This window comes from Pseudomonas sp. C32 (assembly GCF_030417915.1).
GTDB lineage: Bacteria > Pseudomonadota > Gammaproteobacteria > Pseudomonadales > Pseudomonadaceae > Aquipseudomonas.
The window spans coordinates 16539-34437 of sequence record NZ_JAUHUK010000019.1; the positions used below are offsets into that span (position 1 = coordinate 16539).

Below are 17899 nucleotides of genomic sequence, written 5' to 3' on the forward strand. Positions count from 1 at the left end.
AACTATTTGTGTACGACGTTCGGCATCGCGACCCTGGCAACAGCGTCGTATATGGCGATCGCGATGCTGATAGTCAATGTCGAAACACTCCCAATCGAGCCCGAGGTCATTCTCGGCAATCTCGAGTGTAGGCAATGTTTACGAGGAGGATGAAGGAAGGGTCACAGACGCAGCACCTATAGGTCCGCTGCTGCACCCATGGGTTTAGCTGGAGGAATTCAACTCCAGCTGAAGAGCCCGGAAAATATGGTGTCCCAGGGCAGGTTCGAACTGCCAACCTTCCCCTTAGGAGGGGGATGCTCTATCCAATTGAGCTACTGAGACACAGGTCGACCGCGGTGCGAAGCGTTGCGATAGACGGCGTGCATGTTAACGGGCAGGCCTGCTTTTGTCATGTCGTCCGTTGGCTTTTTAAGTGTAGGCAGGCGCCACTTTGGGGGGGCGAGTTGTTTACCGTGCAAATTGCATCAGCGCAAAAAGCCATCATTGCAAAATGCAAGATCGACACTTGGCAAAAATAACTTAATCCATTGTTTTTTAAGAAATTAATAACAGATAGACTCTGGCATGCGAGCTGCTTCAGCTGTTCTCACAGAACAATCGAGGCCAGCGTCATGAACCGCGCCCTTTTAATCTTGAATGCGATCGCGCTGACAATCTTGCTGGGTGGTCATTTTTTCACCCAGGACAGTGAGCCACAGGTGGCCGAGCGCATGCCGTATTACCTTCAGCTGCAAAAGTCGCCGCAACTGGCAGTGATCAACGATCAGCACGGATTTGTCGGCCAGGACGTTAGCCAGGAAAACATCGTGTTGCCGGCACCCTCTTCCGAACGCCTGGTCTTTTGAATGTCCCCCCTTGAGGAGCACAGCATGTCCAAATCAGCCGCAGGATTTTTTATCCTCGCCTTACTGAGCGGCATTCTTCATTTGTCGATGAGCCAGGACATGTCCTTCACCCTGCCGTTGATTGCCTGCGGAATATTCACCGCGCTATTCGTGCTGGCACTGATCGTCGGACGCAAGATCAAGTTTGACCCGGTACTGCGTTAACGCTGGTGGAAGGGACAGGCATCCATCCTGAACTTGCCCTGTAGAGACAACGCCCCTAGTAAATCGGCCATTTGCCACTATTCTGTATAAGCAAGGAACGTTGATCGAATTCGCATGTTCATTCCTTCAGGCACCGTTTGTCGGTCAGTGAGTGCAATCAGCGAATCGGGCGTGTCGAAGTTTTCAAACCAGTCCGCATTTCTGATAATTGGTGCTGGCAGAACGCCTTTATCCAGTTCAATATTTGTCACAGAATTGACGCCAAGGATCCGGCTCATTTGAGGCATGATGCGCGCCTCCATCAATTCAGGTTGAACATTTGGCCAGAGCGCTTGTCCTACCAGACATCCTGCGGCCGATCCCGAAAACCGCTCCCCTGAACTAAACCGGTTAAATATATGCGCCCATTGAAACAGGCAATTTATTCCAGCCGTACGGCTGACAAGTTCGTCGTACGTCTGCCAGACGGAATGCGTGAACGCATTGCCGAGGTGGCTCGCAATCATCATCGCAGCATGAACTCCGAAATCATTGCACGCCTTGAACAGAGTCTTATTCAGGAAGGCGCACTGGGCGAAGAGCTGAGCATGCGCCTGGACAGCCCGGAGCTTTCGTTGCACGAACGCGAGTTGCTGCAACGCTTCCGCCAACTTTCTCACCGTCAGCAGAACGCTCTTGTTTCGCTGATCGCTCATGACGCAGAAATGGCCTCCGACGCGTCCTGATACGCTCCGAAAGCCCAAGCCAGCCTGATCGCTGGCTTTTTTTTGCCTGAAATCCGGGCACAAAAAACCCGCCGGGCGGCGGGTTTCAGTGAACGTTGACTCAGAGCAGGAAAATGGTCGCCAGCCCCAGGAAGATGAAAAAACCACCGCTGTCGGTCATCGCGGTAATCATCACGCTGGCACCCATCGCAGGGTCTCGCCCAAGCCGCGCCAGCGTCATCGGGATCAAGACACCCATCAATGCCGCCAGCAACAGGTTAAGGATCATTGCAGCGGTCATCACCACGCCAAGCGACCAGCTGCCGTACAGCAGAAACGCGACGACACCGATCACACCACCCCAGATCACGCCATTGATCAAGGCAACCGCCAGCTCCTTGCGCATCAGCCGTGAGGTATTGCCGGTGCTGACCTGGTCCAGCGCCATGGCCCGCACAATCATGGTGATGGTCTGGTTGCCCGAGTTACCACCAATGCCCGCCACGATGGGCATCAATGCCGCGAGCGCCACGAGCTTCTCGATCGAACCCTCGAACAGACCGATCACCCGGGACGCCACAAACGCGGTAATCAGGTTGATCGCCAGCCAGGCCCAACGGTTACGCAGGGATTTCCAGACCGATGCGAAGATATCTTCTTCTTCGCGCAGACCCGCCATGTTGAGAACTTCGTTTTCACTCTCTTCACGAATGAGGTCGACCATCTCGTCGATGGTCAGACGGCCGATCAGCTTGCCGTTCTTGTCGACCACCGGCGCGGAGATCAAGTCATAACGCTCGAAGGCCTGGGCGGCGTCGTAGGCGTCTTCGTCCGGGTGAAAACTCACCGGATCGCTGGCCATCACTTCGGAAACCTGTTTGTCCGGGTCGTTGACCAACAAACGCTTGATCGGCAACACGCCCTTGAGGACGCCGTCGTAATCGACCACAAACAGTTTGTCGGTATGACTCGGCAGCTCCTTGAGACGACGAAGGTAACGCAAGACCACTTCAAGGCTGACATCCTCGCGGATCGTCACCATCTCGAAGTCCATCAGTGCGCCGACCTGCTCCTCGTCGTAGGACAGCGCCGAACGCACACGCTCGCGTTGTTGCTGGTCGAGGGTCTCCATCAGCTCGTGGACGACGTCTCGCGGCAGCTCGGAGGCCAGGTCAGCGAGTTCGTCGGCGTCCATGTCCTTGGCCGCAGCCAGGAGCTCGTGATCGTCCATGTCGGCGATCAGGGTTTCACGAACCGAATCGGATACTTCAAGCAGGATGTCGCCGTCACGATCGGCCTTGACCAGCTGCCAGAGCGTCAGACGATCGTCCACCGGCAAGGCTTCTAGGATGTAGGCAACGTCGGCGGAGTGCAGATCATCGAGCTTGCGTTGCAACTCGACGAGGTTCTGCCGGTGAACCAGGTTCTCGACCCGGTCATGATGCGGGCCTTCCTGGCGGTGAGTCAGGTCTTCGACAACTCGCTGGCGCTGCAGCAATTCAACCACCTGAGCCAGGCGGTCCTGCAAGCTTTCCTGCGTTTTCTTTACTTCAACTTCAGACATAGGCGAACTCCACTCCCAGCAGCGGGGCGCGCCGGAAGGATCAATCAGTCAATTCATGATTGGAAAAACGGGGTACTGAGTAACTACTGGGTAAGTCCATGGAGGTAATCCAAAAGCCCCGGCGGGGCTGACGGGCGCAATGATACACCGCCTGACGGTTTAAAACGTTAAAAAATCGCGGCTGAAACAAGCGCTTGCGAAACAAACTTGAGCAGTGTCCTGACCCATGAAATTGCGACGACGCATCCTGAAAAGAAAACACACCGCCCTCGGAAATTGTTCCGGCTAACCTTCAGGCCAACCGTCATGGAGGACAATTGATGCGATCGAATGTGTCGTGCTTTTTACTGCTCGCCCTGCTCTGCCCGCCACCCCTGGCGCTCGCTACGACCGTGAACCGCTGCGAAGCCGTCGACGGACGCATTACCTTCACGACGCTGAGTTGCGCGAATGGAGAACAGCTTTCGCTACAGGATATCCGCACGTTTACACCAGGCAGCATCACGGCACTCATGCCGGAATCCGAAACGCGCGACACATCCAGTATGAAATCCACAAGGAGAGAACCGGTCGTGGTCGGTCAGCAGGAAGACAAGTGTGGAAACCTGCTCAATGCCAGGGAGCGTCGCGAAGCGATCATCAATCAGCGTGTGATCGCCGGCATGAGCCAACAAGACGTCGAAAGCACCCTCGGCAAGCCAGACAAGATCAGCATTCGAAACTCAGCCACGCGTTACCGTTACGACACCCAGCGAGGTCGCAGCGCACACATTGAATTCGACGAGAAGGGATGCACGAAAGGAAAAGCCAAATCCCAGACGGCAAAAAGCCCGCATTAAATGCGGGCTTTCTGTTGTATGGTGCACTCGACAGGATTCGAACCTGTGACCGCTCGGTTCGTAGCCGAGTACTCTATCCAGCTGAGCTACGAGTGCATTTTGTGTTTTTAGACCAGATCACAACTGGCTGAAGCTGAGTTACCTACATTACTGCAAATAACTCTTAAATGGTGCACTCGACAGGATTCGAACCTGTGACCGCTCGGTTCGTAGCCGAGTACTCTATCCAGCTGAGCTACGAGTGCATTTGTTGCCGCGCATTATAGGCCGTCTAATCTCTATGTCAAACACTTTTTCTAGTAATTTCAACAACTTACCGAAGAAGCCAGATTACAACGTACTACGCAAATAATGGCGGAGAACGGGGGATTCGAACCCCCGACACCCTTGTGAGGTGTACTCCCTTAGCAGGGGAGCGCCTTCGGCCACTCGGCCAGCTCTCCGCAACACGGGGCGTATATTAACCAGCTTCTTCCCCGTTTGCAAACATAAAAAACGATAAAAATTAATGGCTTGGTTCTTCGTCCTTCTCTTTCTTGATACGCAGGTAAATTTCTTCCCGGTGAACCGCCACCTCTTTGGGGGCGTTGACACCGATGCGCACTTGATTTCCTTTGACGCCGAGCACAGTCACGGTGATTTCGCCATCACCGATAATCAGGCTTTCTGCACACCGACGAGTCAGAATCAGCATACCTTTCTCCTCACGCAATTCATTTCAGGGACAACAGTCTGCAAAAAAAAGGCACTCGACCCACAACCGGAGCGGTCACAGCCCTACATGCCTGAGTATTGACCAGCGCGAGCAAAAGAACAGGCTCGGGTCTCGCCATTCAAAAAAACAAAAGGCGCGGTCAGACCGCGCCCTTTGGCAAACGCATCACTCGCCCTGTCGGGCCGGTGCGTCCAGTTCGAAAGCCGTGTGCAGCGCGCGCACAGCCAGTTCCAGGTACTTCTCTTCGATCACTACGGAGACTTTGATTTCCGAAGTCGAGATCATCTGGATGTTGATGCTTTCCTTGGCCAGGGATTCGAACATGCGGCTGGCGACGCCTGCGTGCGAACGCATGCCAACACCCACGATCGAGACCTTGGCGATCTTGGTGTCGCCAACCACTTCACGGGCACCCAGCTCGGCAGCGGTCTTTTCCAGCACCGCTTGCGCAGCCTGGTAGTCGTTGCGGTGCACGGTGAAGGTGAAGTCGGTGGTGTTATCGTGCGCAACGTTCTGCACGATCATGTCGACTTCGATGTTCGCGGCACTGATCGGGCCGAGAATCTTGAAGGCAACGCCCGGGATGTCTGGCACGCCACGGATGGTCAGCTTGGCTTCATCGCGGTTGAAAGCGATACCGGAAATGATCGGCTGTTCCATGGTTTCCTCTTCATCAATAGTAATGAGGGTGCCCGGACCCTCTTTGAAGCTGTGCAGAACGCGCAGCGGAACGTTGTACTTGCCGGCGAATTCGACCGCACGGATCTGCAACACCTTGGAACCGAGGCTGGCCATTTCCAGCATCTCTTCGAAGGTGATCTTGTCCAGGCGCTGCGCCACGGAGACCACACGCGGGTCGGTGGTGTAGACACCATCGACGTCGGTGTAGATCTGGCATTCGTCAGCCTTCAGGGCTGCCGCCAACGCCACGCCGGTGGTGTCGGAACCGCCACGACCGAGGGTGGTGATGTTGCCGTGCTCGTCGACGCCCTGGAAACCGGCGACAACCACCACGCGACCGGCCTTCAGGTCACCACGAATCTTCTGGTCGTCGATCTGCAAGATACGCGCTTTATTGTGCGCGCTGTCCGTCAGAATCCGCACCTGGTTGCCGGTGTAGGACACCGCTGGCACGCCACGCTTAATCAGCGCCATGGCCAACAGGGCAATCGTCACCTGCTCACCGGTGGAAACGATCACGTCCAGTTCACGGGGAACCGGTTGATCTTCGCCACTGATTTGCTTGGCCAGATCGATCAGACGGTTGGTTTCGCCGCTCATTGCAGACAGCACAACCACCAGGTCATCGCCGGCCTCGCGGAATTTCTTAACCTTGTCGGCGACCTGCTCGATTCTCTCGACAGTACCGACCGAGGTGCCTCCAAATTTCTGTACGATCAAAGCCATTTCAAAGCCGCCTCTGCCCATGAAGGGCGCCCAAATAATCACTCAAACAGCGTTCCGGCCCGCCACTAGACTGCGGACCGGAGGCGTTGCCTTATAAACCCTGCTCTACAAACGGAACGGTCAGGGCCAGTGCCGCGTCCAGTGCGCCAGCGTCGGTACCGCCGCCTTGCGCCATGTCTGGACGACCACCGCCCTTCCCGCCCACTGCCGCAGCGGCTTGCTTCATCAAATCACCGGCTTTGAGTTGGCCAGTCAGGTCTTTGGTTACGCCTGCAACCAGAACGACCTTTTCCTCATGGACACTGCCGAGCAGGATCACTGCGCGGCCGAGTTTGTTTTTCAGTTGATCGACCAGCGCCAGCAGCGCCTTGCCATCCTGACCGTCCAGACGCACGGCCAGCACTTTCACGCCTTTGACGTCCTGTGCCTGCGCCGACAGATCGTCGCCCGCCGCACTGGCTGCCTTGGCTTGCAACTGCTCGAGTTGCTTCTCCAGCAGACGGTTGCGCTCCAGCACAGCCGACAGCTTGTCGATCAGGTTGTCACGGCTGCCCTTGACCAGGCTGGCCGCTTCCTTGAGTTGTTCTTCCGCCGCGTTCAAGTACGCCAGCGCGGCTGCGCCGGTGACGGCTTCGATACGACGCACGCCCGACGCCACACCGCCTTCGCTGATGATTTTCAGCAGGCCGATGTCGCCGGTACGGTTGGCGTGGATGCCGCCGCACAGCTCGACGGAGAAATCGCCGCCCATGCTCAGCACGCGCACGTTGTCGCCGTACTTCTCGCCGAACAGCGCCATGGCGCCCTTTTGCTTGGCGGTTTCGATATCGGTTTCTTCGGTTTCAACGGCGGAGTTCTTGCGAATCTCGGCGTTGACGATGTCTTCCAGCGCTTTGATCTGCTCAGGCTTGATCGCTTCGAAGTGGCTGAAGTCGAAGCGCAGGCGCTGACTGTCGACCAACGAACCTTTCTGCTGCACGTGATCGCCCAACACTTTGCGCAATGCCGCGTGCAGCAAGTGCGTGGCCGAGTGGTTCAGCGAAGTGGCATGACGCACGTCAGCCTCGACGTGGGTCTCAACCGGCGCGCCAACGATCAGGCTGCCCGACGCCAGCACGCCGTGGTGCAGGAACGCGCCGCCGGTCTTGGTGGTGTCGCGTACGTCGAAACGGGCATTGCCGGCCTGCAGGTAACCGCAGTCGCCCACCTGGCCACCGGATTCGGCGTAGAACGGGGTCTTGTCGAGAACGATCACGCCCTCGTCGCCTTCGCTCAATACGTCGACCGACTGGCCGTTTTTGTACAGGGCAACGATTTTTGCCGAACCACGGGTGTCGGTGTAACCGGTGAACTCGGTCGCCACGTCAACCTTGACCAGGGTGTTGTAGTCCAGGCCGAACGAACTGGCCGAACGTGCACGCACGCGCTGGGCTTCCATCTCGCGCTCGAAACCGGCTTCGTCGATGGTCAGCTCGCGCTCACGGGCGATGTCGGCGGTCAGGTCCATCGGGAAACCGTAAGTGTCATACAGCTTGAACACTACGTCGCCCGGCACAACGGTGCCTTTGAGTTCCAGCAGATCCTGCTCGAGAATCTTCAGGCCGTGCTCCAGCGTCTTGGAGAACTGCTCTTCTTCGCCCTTGAGGACGCGCTCGATGTTGCTCTGCTGCGTTTTCAGTTCCGGGAAGGCTTCGCCCATCTCGGCGACCAGCGCCGCGACGATCTTGTAGAAGAAGCTACCGGTGGCGCCCAGCTTGTTACCGTGACGGCAGGCGCGACGGATGATCCGGCGCAGCACGTAACCACGGCCTTCGTTGGATGGCAGCACGCCGTCGGCGATCAGGAAACCGCACGAACGGATGTGGTCGGAAACCACTTTCAGCGAAGACTGATCGCCATTTTCGCAGCCGATCGCTTCGGCCGACGCGCTCAGCAGGTTCTTGAACAGGTCGATTTCGTAGTTGGAATTGACGTGCTGCATCACCGCACTGATCCGCTCCAGGCCCATGCCGGTGTCGACCGACGGTGCTGGCAACGGATGCAACACGCCATCGGCGGTGCGGTTGAACTGCATGAACACGTTGTTCCAGATCTCGATGTAGCGGTCGCCGTCTTCTTCCGGCGAGCCCGGTGGGCCGCCCCAGATGTGGTCGCCGTGATCGTAGAAAATTTCGGTGCATGGGCCGCACGGGCCGGTATCGCCCATGGTCCAGAAGTTGTCGGAAGCGTAAGGCGCGCCCTTGTTGTCGCCGATGCGGATCATGCGCTCGGCCGGGACGCCGATGTCCTGGGTCCAGATGTCGTATGCCTCGTCATCGGAGGCATAGACGGTCACCCAGAGCTTTTCCTTCGGCAGCATCAGCACGCCGGTCAGGAAGGTCCAGGCGTAGGTGATGGCATCACGCTTGAAGTAATCACCGAAGCTGAAGTTACCCAGCATTTCGAAAAAAGTGTGGTGACGAGCGGTATAACCGACGTTTTCCAGGTCGCTGTTCTTGCCGCCGGCGCGTACGCACTTCTGGCTGCTGGTGGCGCGGGTGTATGCGCGCTTTTCCTGGCCCAGGAAGCAGTCCTTGAACTGGTTCATCCCCGCGTTAGTGAACAGCAGGGTTGGGTCGTTGCCCGGAATCAAAGAGCTGGAGGCTACACGGGTGTGGCCTTGCTCTTCGAAGAAGCGAAGGAAGGCTTCACGGATTTCTGCGCTTTTCATTAGGTTCTTCCACGGAGGCTGCGGCCAAAGGCCTGTTCGAAACGTCAACAGACGAAACGACGGCAAAGGGCCGCATTATATCGGCCCTGCGCGCGCGGTACAGCGTGTTTATACGATAGAAACGGTCAAATGGACCGCTAACCCTATCACTTGCGAGAAAAGTCGACGAATGTCGCGACGACCTGCTCGATTTGCCCGCGGCTGACGTCCATGTGCGTGACCATGCGCAGACGAGCGGCAGCGCTGAGCTTGATACCACGTTCGGCGGCAAATGCCTTGATCGCCTCGGCTTTATCACCCATCGCCACGTAAACCATGTTGGTCTGCACCGGCTCGACCTCAAAACCCGCTGCGCGCAGGCCTTCGGCCAACAACTGTGCATTGGCGTGGTCGTCGGCCAGGCGCTGGACGTTGTGATCCAGTGCATACAAGCCTGCCGCCGCCAGAATCCCGGCCTGACGCATGCCGCCACCGACCATCTTGCGCAAACGGCGTGCCTTGCCGATCAACGCCTCGGAACCGCACAGCACCGAACCGATCGGCGCGCCCAGGCCTTTGGACAGGCACACCGAGACCGAATCGAAATACTGGGTGATTTCCCGGGCATCGACACCCAGCTTGACCGCTGCGTTGTACAACCGAGCGCCGTCCAGATGCAGCTGCAGGCCATGTTCGCGGGTAAAGCTGCGCGCCCGCGCCAGGTACTCCAGCGGCAGGACCTTGCCCTGCATGGTGTTTTCCAGCGCCAGCAAACGCGTGCGAGCGAAGTGGAAGTCATCCGGTTTGATCGCGGCGGCAACCTGCGCCAGGTCAAGCGAACCGTCCGCCTGCACGTCCAGTGGTTGCGGCTGGATCGAACCGAGCACCGCCGCCCCGCCACCTTCATATTTATAGGTGTGAGCCTGTTGACCGACGATGTACTCATCACCGCGCTCGCAATGAGCCATCAGCCCCAGCAAGTTGCTCATGGTGCCGGTCGGCACGAACAGCGCGGCGGCAAAGCCCAGGCGCTTGGCCAGTTCGGCTTCCAGGTGATTGACCGTCGGGTCTTCGCCATACACATCGTCACCCGTGGCGGCTTTGGCCATCGCGTCGAGCATTGCGGCGGAGGGTTGGGTGACGGTGTCGCTGCGAAGATCGATAACGCTCATGAATCTGGCCTCGGTAAGCAGGGGGAAATCCCTTTCGGAAGATTTACTGCGGGCATGGCGATGAATATTCAACCCTTGAGCCCGGATAATGCCCGCTAATACAACGAAATACTCGATAACAATCATCCAAAAGCAACGATGCGAACGCAGGAAATATGTGGTAAAAACGCTGCGCCGCCACACTTTTAAGGCGGCAAAAACGTTCTCAGGGCGGGGTGCAACTCCCCACCGGCGGTAATTGCGCGCAATGCGCATAGCCCGCGAGCGCTTGGTGGCAGCACGGCTTCGGCGGTGACTGGCGACAAGGTCAGCAGACCCGGTGTGATCCCGGGGCCGACGGTCATAGTCCGGATGAAGAGAGAACGGGATTGGCACCAAAGGGCCGTCCGCAGGCATTCGTGCAGGCGCGCACCCTTAAATCCCCTTCGATTCATAACGCCCTGTTTTTCACACAAACAGGAGTCAGAACATGCAACCCACCGCAATCGACAGCAAAAGCAAACACCATCATGGCGAGCGCGTAGCGTTCATCCAGGCCTGCTGGCACAAGGATATAGTCGATCAAAGCCGTAAAGGCTTCCTCGCTGAAATGATTGCCCAGGGTTATCAGGAATCCGACATCGATTTCTTTGAAGTCGGCGGTGCCTTTGAAATGCCCCTGCACGCCAAGCTGCTGGCCAAGACCGGTCGTTATTCCGGCATCGTCGCGGCAGCCCTGGTGGTGGACGGCGGCATCTACCGTCACGACTTCGTCGCCCAGTCGGTGGTCAGCGGCCTGATGCAGGTTCAGCTGGAAACTGAAGTGCCGGTGTTCTCAGTGTCCCTGACCCCGCACCACTTCCATGCGGGCGAAGAACTGCATCACAAGTTCTTCTTCGATCACTTCGTGCACAAAGGCCAGGAAGCGGCGAAGACGTGTGCCGATACGCTGCACAAAATCCGTGCCCTGCGCCGCTCGGAGCCGCGTGCACTAGCGGTCTAAACACCGCAAAACCTGTAGGAGCCGGCTTGCTGGCGATAGCGGTGGGTCAGTCAACAGTTCGTTAACTGGCAGTACGCAATCGCCAGCAAGCCGGCTCCTACAGGGGTTGTGTCAGGCCAGGTTTTCGTCGGTGGTCGGCACGACCAGGATGCCGGCGCGCAGGCCGTTCTTCACCTTGGGGTTCGGGAAGATGATCCGGGCGCCCTCCTCCTCGATGATCCAGCGGGTATTGGCGATGTCTTCCGCCAACAGATAACCCACTTCCAGCTCCGAAAAATTCTCGATGTCCACTGGCAGGTTCAGGCGGAAGCTGTCGCTGTGCTTGATGATTTCCCGTGCCACGCTATACAACTGCAAACCGTCCAGCGCCGCATCGGTCATTTCCGGCTCGGTGCCTTCGATGATCTGCTTGAGTCGGGTTTCCAGCAGGGACACATTGACCCCGTCGTTCTGCCCGAACGGCCGCGCCTTGCCCAGCTCCAGGGTGAAGGCCTCGGCGCCGAGTTTGTCGTAGGTGTACGAACTGAACACGATGGACGGCTTGTTCTGCAGCAGCACCGCCTCCATGCCCGCAGCACGCAAACGAGCCAGTTCCTGGCGCGAGTGCTGGCGGCCTTCCTTCCACGGGTACAAGGCGAACTGTTCGATTTTCGAACCGCGAATCGCGGTGTGCAGGTCGTAATGCAGACGCTGACGATCCGGCAGGCTGAAGAAACTCGCGGCCAGCCGCTCCAGCTCACAAGCACGCAGGGCTTCGGAACCGCTGCTTTGTTCGTGACGGCCGTTGAACAGCCGATTGACGTCCTGCTCGACGAAACGCTCGCCTTTGCGAATCGCTTCGGGGTTGCCGAACAGGAACAGAATACGGGCGCGCGGTTTCAGGTCACCGCGAGCGATGTCATGCAACAGGCGATCGAGCAGCTCGATCGGCGCTGTTTCGTTGCCGTGGATACCGGCCGAGAGCAGCAGGTCCAGGCCATTGTCGCGAGCTTCAGGTGGCCGGACTTCCAGCGCACCTTCGCTCAACCAGCGCATGCGCACGCCTTCGACAGTCAGTTGAGTCTTCTCCGCCGGTTCACGGCCGGCGAGGGTCAGTTCAAGCAGTTTGCCGAGGGCGAGCATAGAGCGGTTTCCTTAGTGGTCGTGGTTGCAGTCCGGACCGTGGACGTGATCCTCGTCGTCGAGGTCAGCCGGTTCCATCTCCAGTTGCAGACTTACCAGATTAGTCGCCAATGGGCGCAACAGCAGGTTGGCGTACTCGGCGTCACCTTCTTCGACGTCCACGCCGATCAACAGTTGGCCGCGGCCGTCCTGCTGGATCCACAGCTCTTTGCCTTGCCACAGGACCGCGACGCGGGTGCAGGTAGTTTCCAGTTGCGTGCCGTCGGTGTCTTCAAGGATCAGCTGCAGGGAATCGCTCATGTTTTACGCTCTCATTTGAGATGAAGCGGTGCGCCGTCTTCTTGGACAGCGCACCGTCGATCAATTGATCTGGAATGGATAAACCGCGCCCAGTTTAAGGATTTGCGTCAGTTCATCCAGTGCCGTCCGGCACTCAAGCAGCAACTGCGGGTCCGCCAGATCGTTTTCGGTCATGCGGTCGCGGTAGTGCTTGTCGACCCATTCGGTCAGTGAGCCGTACAACGGTGCGGTCATGATAACCCCTGGGTTGACCGCCGCCAGTTCGGTTTCGTTGAGCGCGACGCGTAGTCGCAGGCAAGCCGGGCCACCGCCGTTCTGCATGCTCTGCTTGAGATCGAAAACCTTCACTTCGCGGATCAGGCCGCCGGAGCTGGTCAAACCTTGCAGGTAGTTCCAGACACGTTCGTTACCACGGCACTCTTCCGGCACGATCAACAGCATGGAGCCGTCAGGGCGCGACAGAAGCTGGCTATTGAACAGGTAGGAGCGAACCGCGTCCTCCACGGAGACCGCGGAACGCGGCACACACACCGACTGAAATTTCCCACCGACCTTGGCGAGTTTGCTCTGCAACTCAGCGAGCATCTTCTCGGTCTCGAGGAACGCGTCCTCGTGATAGAACAGCACTTCGCCATTGCCCACGGCGATCACGTCATTGTGGAAAACGCCCTGGTCGATCACTGACGGATTCTGCTGGGCGTAGACCACGCCGTCATCGCTCAAGCCGTGCAGACGGGCGACCGCCTGGGACGCTTCGAGAGTCTGGCGCGCCGGGTATTTCTGCGGTGCCGGGTAGCGGGTGTCGAACGCGCTGCGACCGAACACGAAGAACTCGACACCGGCTTCGCCGTACTCACGGCAGAAACGCGTGTGGTTGGCCGCGCCTTCATCGCCGAACTGCGCCACGGCCGGCAACGCGGCGTGGTGGGCGAAGTGTTGCTGGTCAGCGAACATCGCGCCCAGCACACGGCTGGTGGTCGGGTGTTCAATGCTGCGGTGGTATTTGCAGTTGAGGTTGGCGGCGGTGAAATGCACGCGGCCATCCGCGGTGTCGGCGCTCGGGCTGACGGTGGCAGCGTTGGCCACCCACATGCTCGACGCCGAGCAACTGGCGACCAGCAGCGGCATCGCTTCCTTGGCGGCGCGCTCGATCACTTGAGCGTCGGTGCCGCTGAAGCCCAGACGACGCAGGGCTGCCACGTCCGGGCGCTCTTGCGGTGCCAGCACGCCTTGCTGGAAACCCATTTCCATCAGCGCTTTCATCTTCGCCAGGCCTTGTAGCGCGGCTTCCTTCGGGTTGGAAGACTGCTGACTGTTGCTCTGGGACGCGACGTTGCCGTAGGACAGACCGCCGTAGTTATGGGTCGGCCCCACTAGACCGTCAAAATTGACTTCATAGGATTTCATCAGCGAGGCTCCACGAGAATCTGTTGTTATAGGCTTCAGTAACCAATTTTTGAGACCGCAGCGCGGCCATCGCCAGCAGGCTGGCTCCCACAGTGATTGAGTCTTGCGAACTCAGCCGAACCTGTGGGAGCTGGCTTGCCAGCGATGGGCATCACGCCATCTTCACGCCAGGCGTCAAGGTGGCAGGCATCACCAGGCTCGGTGTTTCCAGCGAGGCCACCGGGTACGCGCAGTAATCCGCCGCGTAGTAAGCGCTGGCGCGATGGTTACCCGAGGCGCCCACACCGCCGAATGGCGCGCTGCTCGCGGCGCCCGTCAGTTGCTTGTTCCAGTTGACGATACCCGCGCGACTCTCAAGCCAGAACTGCTGGTAACGCGCCTCGGAATCCGACAGCAGACCGGCCGCGAGACCGTAAGCGGTGTCATTGGCTTCAGCGATAGCCGCTTCAAAATCAGCGTAGCGGATCACTTGCAGCAACGGGCCGAAGAGTTCTTCGTCAGGACGATTGGCCACGGCCGTCACGTCCAGAATGCCGGGGGTCAGCAAGGCCGATTGAGCCTGAGGCTGCGTCATATCCAACAGCGCCACAGCGCCATTGGCCAGCAGATGTTCTTGCGCATCCATCAACGCTTTCGCAGCGCCAAGGGAAACCACCGAGCCCATGAACGGCGCCGGTTGCTGATCGAAAGCACCGACTTCAATCGTCGAGCTGACGGCCACCAGACGCGCCAGCAACGAGTCGCCCCACGCACCTTGCGGCACCAACAAGCGACGGGCGCAAGTGCAGCGCTGACCGGCCGAAATGAACGCCGATTGAATGATGGTGTAAACCGCGGCATCAAGATCAGCGACTTGATCGACCACCAGCGGGTTGTTGCCGCCCATTTCCAGCGCAAGGATCTTGTCCGGACGACCGGCGAATTGCTGATGCAGGTGATTGCCGGTGCGGCTGGAACCGGTGAAGAACAGACCGTCGATGCCCGGGTTCGCCGCAAGGGCGATACCGGTTTCGCGAGCGCCTTGCAGCAGGTTCAACACACCGGCCGGCAGCCCCGCCTCGATCCAGCACTTGACCGTCAGCTCGGCGACTTTCGGCGTCAGTTCGCTTGGCTTGAACAGCACGCTATTACCGGCCAGCAGCGCCGGCACGATGTGGCCGTTCGGCAGGTGACCCGGGAAGTTGTAAGGGCCGAACACCGCCACCACACCGTGAGGTTTGTGGCGCAGTACGGCGGTGGCGTCGCCCAGCGGGCCGCTCTTCTCGCCGGTACGTTCGCGGTAGCTCTGCACCGAGATCGCAATCTTGTTGACCATGCTGGTGACTTCGGTCGCGGCTTCCCACAGGGGTTTGCCGGTTTCTTCGCCGATGGTATGCGCCAGTTCGTCAGCATGGCTCTTCAGCGCAGCGGCAAAGGCTTCCAGAATCGAAATACGTTCTTCCAGGGTCCGACGAGCCCAACCCGGGAACGCCTGACGTGCAGCTTGCACCGCCGACTCAACCTGATCAGTGGTGGCACCGGTCCCGGACCACAGCACTTGCTGGGTCACCGGGTTCAGCGATTCAAAGGCTTCGCCCTGACCGGCCAGCCATTCACCTGCAACGTATAGCGACTTCATTATTTCGACTCCCGGGCAGCGGACAACGCGACGGCGCGCACTTGGTCGCCAGCGTTGAGTTGAAGACGTTTGGCGGTCAGCGGGTCGACCACCAGCGTACCGGCGGCCAGACGTGCCGGTGCAGCAGTGATGCGGCAGTCATCGCGTTTACGGTTATGAATGATGAATGGCGTTGCGTCGTCGCCCGGAGTGCCAACGGCCAGCACCAGTGCCTGACTGTCGCGCACGGCGCGGATCTTGCCGGTTTCACACTCGATGGCCGGACCGGCGTCGAAGATGTCGACGTAACCCTGATAGCTGAAGCCTTCGCTTTTGAGCATGGCCAGCGCCGGTTCGGTGTCCGGGTGTACCTGACCGATCACGTTGCGCGCATCCGGCGACAGGAAGCAGGTGTACAGCGGGAATTTCGGCATCAGCTCGGCGATGAAGGCCTTGTTGCCTACACCGGTCAGGTAGTCAGCCTGGCTGAATTCCATTTTGAAGAAGTGCCGACCCAGGCTTTCCCAGAACGGCGAACGCCCGGCTTCGTCGGAGACACCGCGCATTTCGGCAATGATCTTGTTACCGAACAGCTGCGGGAACTCGGCGATGAAGAGCATCCGCGCCTTGGACAGCATGCGACCGTTGAGACCGGTACGGTAATCGGCGTGCAGGAACAACGAGCAAAGCTCGGAGTTGCCAGTCAGGTCGTTGGCCAGGAACAGCGTCGGGATTTCGCGATAGATGTTCAGCTCTTGCGAGGCACTGACGGTCAGACCGACGCGGAAGTTGTACCACGGCTCACGCAGGCCGACAGCACCGGCAATGGCGGAAATACCGACCACGCGACCGTCGTCGTCTTCGAGCACGAACAGGTAGTCCGCATCGCCCCGCCCGGCTTCGCCGCGAAAGGTCTTCTCAGCCCAGCCGACCCGATGGGCCAGACGTTCTTCGTTGGCCGGCAAGGTGGTCAGGCCGGTGCCGGTGCTGCGGGCCAGGTCGATCAGAGCGGGTAAATCGCTGCTGCGTACGGGACGAACGATCATGCTATCTCCTCAAACGGGCCGCTTGCGCCACCCGTGAAACTTCGCTGCTTACTAGGCATCAATTGCGACGTTAAACCGCTACCAGGCGCACGCTTGCACCTTCACCGACGCCCAGGGCTTCGGCTGTTTCCAGATCCAGGGTCACGGGTTTGCCCGGCGCGTAGTCGAGTTCGAGCATGACCGCGCGGTAATCCTGCAACTGGGCATTGGCCACCAGGTATTGACGACCGACGCCTTTGACCGGCTCGCCGATTTTCACCGGCACCACGCGGCTCTGGGCGATCGAACGGATCCCCGAGACGCGGGCGTGCAAGGTCGGGCCGCCGTCGAAGATGTCAATGTAATGATCGGTCTCGAAGCCTTCGCGCATCAGGATGTCGAAGGTGATCTGCGCACGCGGATGCACCTGGCCCATCGCTTCTTGCGCGGAGTCCGGCAGCAACGGCACGTAGATCGGGTAATGCGGCATCAGTTCGGCGAGGAACGTACGGCTCTTGAGCCCGCACAGGCGCTCGGCCTCAGCGTAGTTGAGGTCGAAGAAGTTGCGGCCGATGGCATCCCAGAATGGCGAGTCGCCGTTTTCATCGCTGTAACCGACGATCTCGGTCACCACGGAATCAGCGAAGCGTTCCGGATGGCTGGCGACGAACAGCAAGCGGCCACGGGAATTCAGTTCAGCCCAAGGCGAACCCACCAGCTCGCGCTGCACGTAGAAACTGGTCAGCAAGCTGTTGCCGGTCAGGTCATGGCACTGCGAGAGCACGTGGATCTTGTTGTGAATCTTCAGCTCGCGGGAGGCGTGCACGAAGGTTTCGTTGCGGAAACTGTAGAACGGCTCGGAATAACCGGCCGAGGCCACGATGGCCGAGCAGCCCACCAGTTTGCCGGTGGTCGAGTCTTCAAGAACGAAGAAATAGCTCTCTTCACCGTTGAAGCTCACTTCGGCGGCGAACGAAGCTTCGCTCGCGGCGATCTTGTCGCTCAGGCGTTCAACGTCATCCGGCAAGGAAGTGACACCAATCGGGCTGTCCGCAGCCAGACGCTGTACCTCGCCCAGATCAGCCATTTGCGCGGGGCGCATCACCAGCATGGTGTCACTCCTTATCGTAAAACTCTTATAGGAAAAAACACCGGATTCAACTTGAAACACCCTTTGTAGGAGCCGGCTTGCTGGCGATGGCGGCAGGTTGATCGCCGCAAGGCTTGAGGGCCTCATCGCCAGCAAGCCGGCTCCTACAGGTGTGGTGAGTCAGAGCGGATCCGGCATCAAAATTGGGTTCGACACCTGAAAGCTCAGGCGTCG

General features: G+C 58.9%; 17 protein-coding genes, 4 tRNA genes and 1 riboswitch. Of the genes, 5 read left to right on the forward strand and 16 right to left on the reverse strand.

The window, feature by feature from the left end:
- Positions 1-247: 247 nt before the first annotated feature.
- A tRNA-Arg gene (locus tag QYH43_RS20585) sits at positions 248-324 on the reverse strand.
- Positions 325-614: 290 nt separating this feature from the next.
- On the opposite strand from QYH43_RS20585, the gene QYH43_RS20590 reads away from it, so the two are divergent.
- Together QYH43_RS20590 and QYH43_RS20595 are read left to right on the forward strand one after the other, a co-directional pair.
- The gene (locus QYH43_RS20590) at positions 615-848 is read left to right on the forward strand and encodes a hypothetical protein (RefSeq protein WP_095152050.1); all 234 of its coding nucleotides are present in this window, start codon (positions 615-617) and stop codon (positions 846-848) included.
- A 24-nt stretch (positions 849-872) separates the two neighbouring features.
- On the forward strand, positions 873-1052 hold the full coding sequence (locus tag QYH43_RS20595; protein ID WP_095058840.1) for a PA3371 family protein: 180 nt from the start codon (positions 873-875) through the stop codon (positions 1050-1052).
- A 77-nt stretch (positions 1053-1129) separates the two neighbouring features.
- Here the strand turns inward: QYH43_RS20595 and QYH43_RS20600 are convergent, their stop codons facing one another.
- Positions 1130-1339, reverse strand: a complete 210-nt coding sequence (locus QYH43_RS20600; protein WP_095058841.1) for a hypothetical protein — start codon at positions 1337-1339, stop codon at positions 1130-1132.
- A gap of 111 nt (positions 1340-1450) precedes the next feature.
- Between QYH43_RS20600 and QYH43_RS20605 the strand changes: the two genes are divergently transcribed.
- On the forward strand, positions 1451-1777 hold the full coding sequence (locus QYH43_RS20605; RefSeq protein WP_007992792.1) for an Arc family DNA-binding protein: 327 nt from the start codon (positions 1451-1453) through the stop codon (positions 1775-1777).
- A 100-nt stretch (positions 1778-1877) separates the two neighbouring features.
- Here QYH43_RS20605 and mgtE read toward each other — a convergent pair whose 3' ends face one another.
- Positions 1878-3320 carry a magnesium transporter gene (gene mgtE / locus QYH43_RS20610; protein WP_095152049.1) on the reverse strand — a complete coding sequence of 481 codons (1443 nt, stop codon included), beginning with the start codon at positions 3318-3320 and terminating at the stop codon, positions 1878-1880.
- A gap of 320 nt (positions 3321-3640) precedes the next feature.
- On the opposite strand from mgtE, the gene QYH43_RS20615 reads away from it, so the two are divergent.
- Positions 3641-4159 (forward strand): cell envelope protein SmpA, encoded by a 519-nt coding sequence (locus QYH43_RS20615; RefSeq protein ID WP_095152048.1) that lies wholly within the window; start codon positions 3641-3643, stop codon positions 4157-4159.
- 19 nt (positions 4160-4178) lie between these two features.
- On the opposite strand, the gene QYH43_RS20620 is transcribed toward QYH43_RS20615, so the two are convergent.
- The 7 genes from QYH43_RS20620 to ltaE all read right to left on the reverse strand — a co-directional run bounded on the left by QYH43_RS20620 (position 4179) and on the right by ltaE (position 10142).
- Positions 4179-4255 (reverse strand) — tRNA-Arg (locus QYH43_RS20620).
- A gap of 72 nt (positions 4256-4327) precedes the next feature.
- Positions 4328-4404, reverse strand: a tRNA-Arg gene (locus QYH43_RS20625).
- Positions 4405-4511: 107 nt separating this feature from the next.
- A tRNA-Ser gene (locus tag QYH43_RS20630) sits at positions 4512-4602 on the reverse strand.
- A 62-nt stretch (positions 4603-4664) separates the two neighbouring features.
- Positions 4665-4853, reverse strand: coding sequence for a carbon storage regulator CsrA (gene csrA, locus QYH43_RS20635; protein WP_002554426.1), 189 nt, complete (start codon positions 4851-4853; stop codon positions 4665-4667).
- A gap of 186 nt (positions 4854-5039) precedes the next feature.
- Positions 5040-6281 carry an aspartate kinase gene (locus QYH43_RS20640; protein ID WP_095058939.1) on the reverse strand — a complete coding sequence of 414 codons (1242 nt, stop codon included), beginning with the start codon at positions 6279-6281 and terminating at the stop codon, positions 5040-5042.
- Positions 6282-6372: 91 nt separating this feature from the next.
- A complete protein-coding gene (gene alaS, locus QYH43_RS20645) occupies positions 6373-8991 on the reverse strand; it encodes an alanine--tRNA ligase (protein ID WP_095058844.1) in 2619 nt (872 codons plus the stop codon).
- Positions 8992-9137: 146 nt separating this feature from the next.
- Positions 9138-10142, reverse strand: a complete 1005-nt coding sequence (ltaE, locus tag QYH43_RS20650) for a low-specificity L-threonine aldolase (protein ID WP_095058845.1) — start codon at positions 10140-10142, stop codon at positions 9138-9140.
- 197 nt (positions 10143-10339) lie between these two features.
- Positions 10340-10510, forward strand: a riboswitch (FMN riboswitch).
- Positions 10511-10611: 101 nt separating this feature from the next.
- On the opposite strand from ltaE, the gene QYH43_RS20655 reads away from it, so the two are divergent.
- Entirely contained in the window at positions 10612-11124 is a 513-nt protein-coding gene (locus QYH43_RS20655; RefSeq protein WP_095058846.1) for a 6,7-dimethyl-8-ribityllumazine synthase, read from the forward strand.
- A gap of 111 nt (positions 11125-11235) precedes the next feature.
- On the opposite strand, the gene astE is transcribed toward QYH43_RS20655, so the two are convergent.
- The 6 genes from astE to aruF all read right to left on the reverse strand — a co-directional run bounded on the left by astE (position 11236) and on the right by aruF (position 17686).
- Entirely contained in the window at positions 11236-12246 is a 1011-nt protein-coding gene (astE, locus tag QYH43_RS20660) for a succinylglutamate desuccinylase (protein WP_095152047.1), read from the reverse strand.
- Positions 12247-12258: 12 nt separating this feature from the next.
- On the reverse strand, positions 12259-12546 hold the full coding sequence (locus tag QYH43_RS20665) for a topoisomerase II (RefSeq protein ID WP_095152046.1): 288 nt from the start codon (positions 12544-12546) through the stop codon (positions 12259-12261).
- 60 nt (positions 12547-12606) lie between these two features.
- Entirely contained in the window at positions 12607-13953 is a 1347-nt protein-coding gene (gene astB, locus QYH43_RS20670) for an N-succinylarginine dihydrolase (protein WP_095058849.1), read from the reverse strand.
- Between the two features lie 151 nt (positions 13954-14104).
- Positions 14105-15574 carry a succinylglutamate-semialdehyde dehydrogenase gene (astD, locus tag QYH43_RS20675; protein WP_177450564.1) on the reverse strand — a complete coding sequence of 490 codons (1470 nt, stop codon included), beginning with the start codon at positions 15572-15574 and terminating at the stop codon, positions 14105-14107.
- Complete coding sequence (gene astA, locus QYH43_RS20680; RefSeq protein ID WP_095058851.1) at positions 15571-16596, reverse strand: arginine N-succinyltransferase; 1026 nt, start codon at positions 16594-16596, stop codon at positions 15571-15573. The genes astD and astA overlap by 4 nt, the downstream gene beginning before the upstream one ends.
- 70 nt (positions 16597-16666) lie before the next feature.
- On the reverse strand, positions 16667-17686 hold the full coding sequence (gene aruF / locus QYH43_RS20685; RefSeq protein ID WP_095058852.1) for an arginine/ornithine succinyltransferase subunit alpha: 1020 nt from the start codon (positions 17684-17686) through the stop codon (positions 16667-16669).
- Positions 17687-17899: the final 213 nt, after the last annotated feature.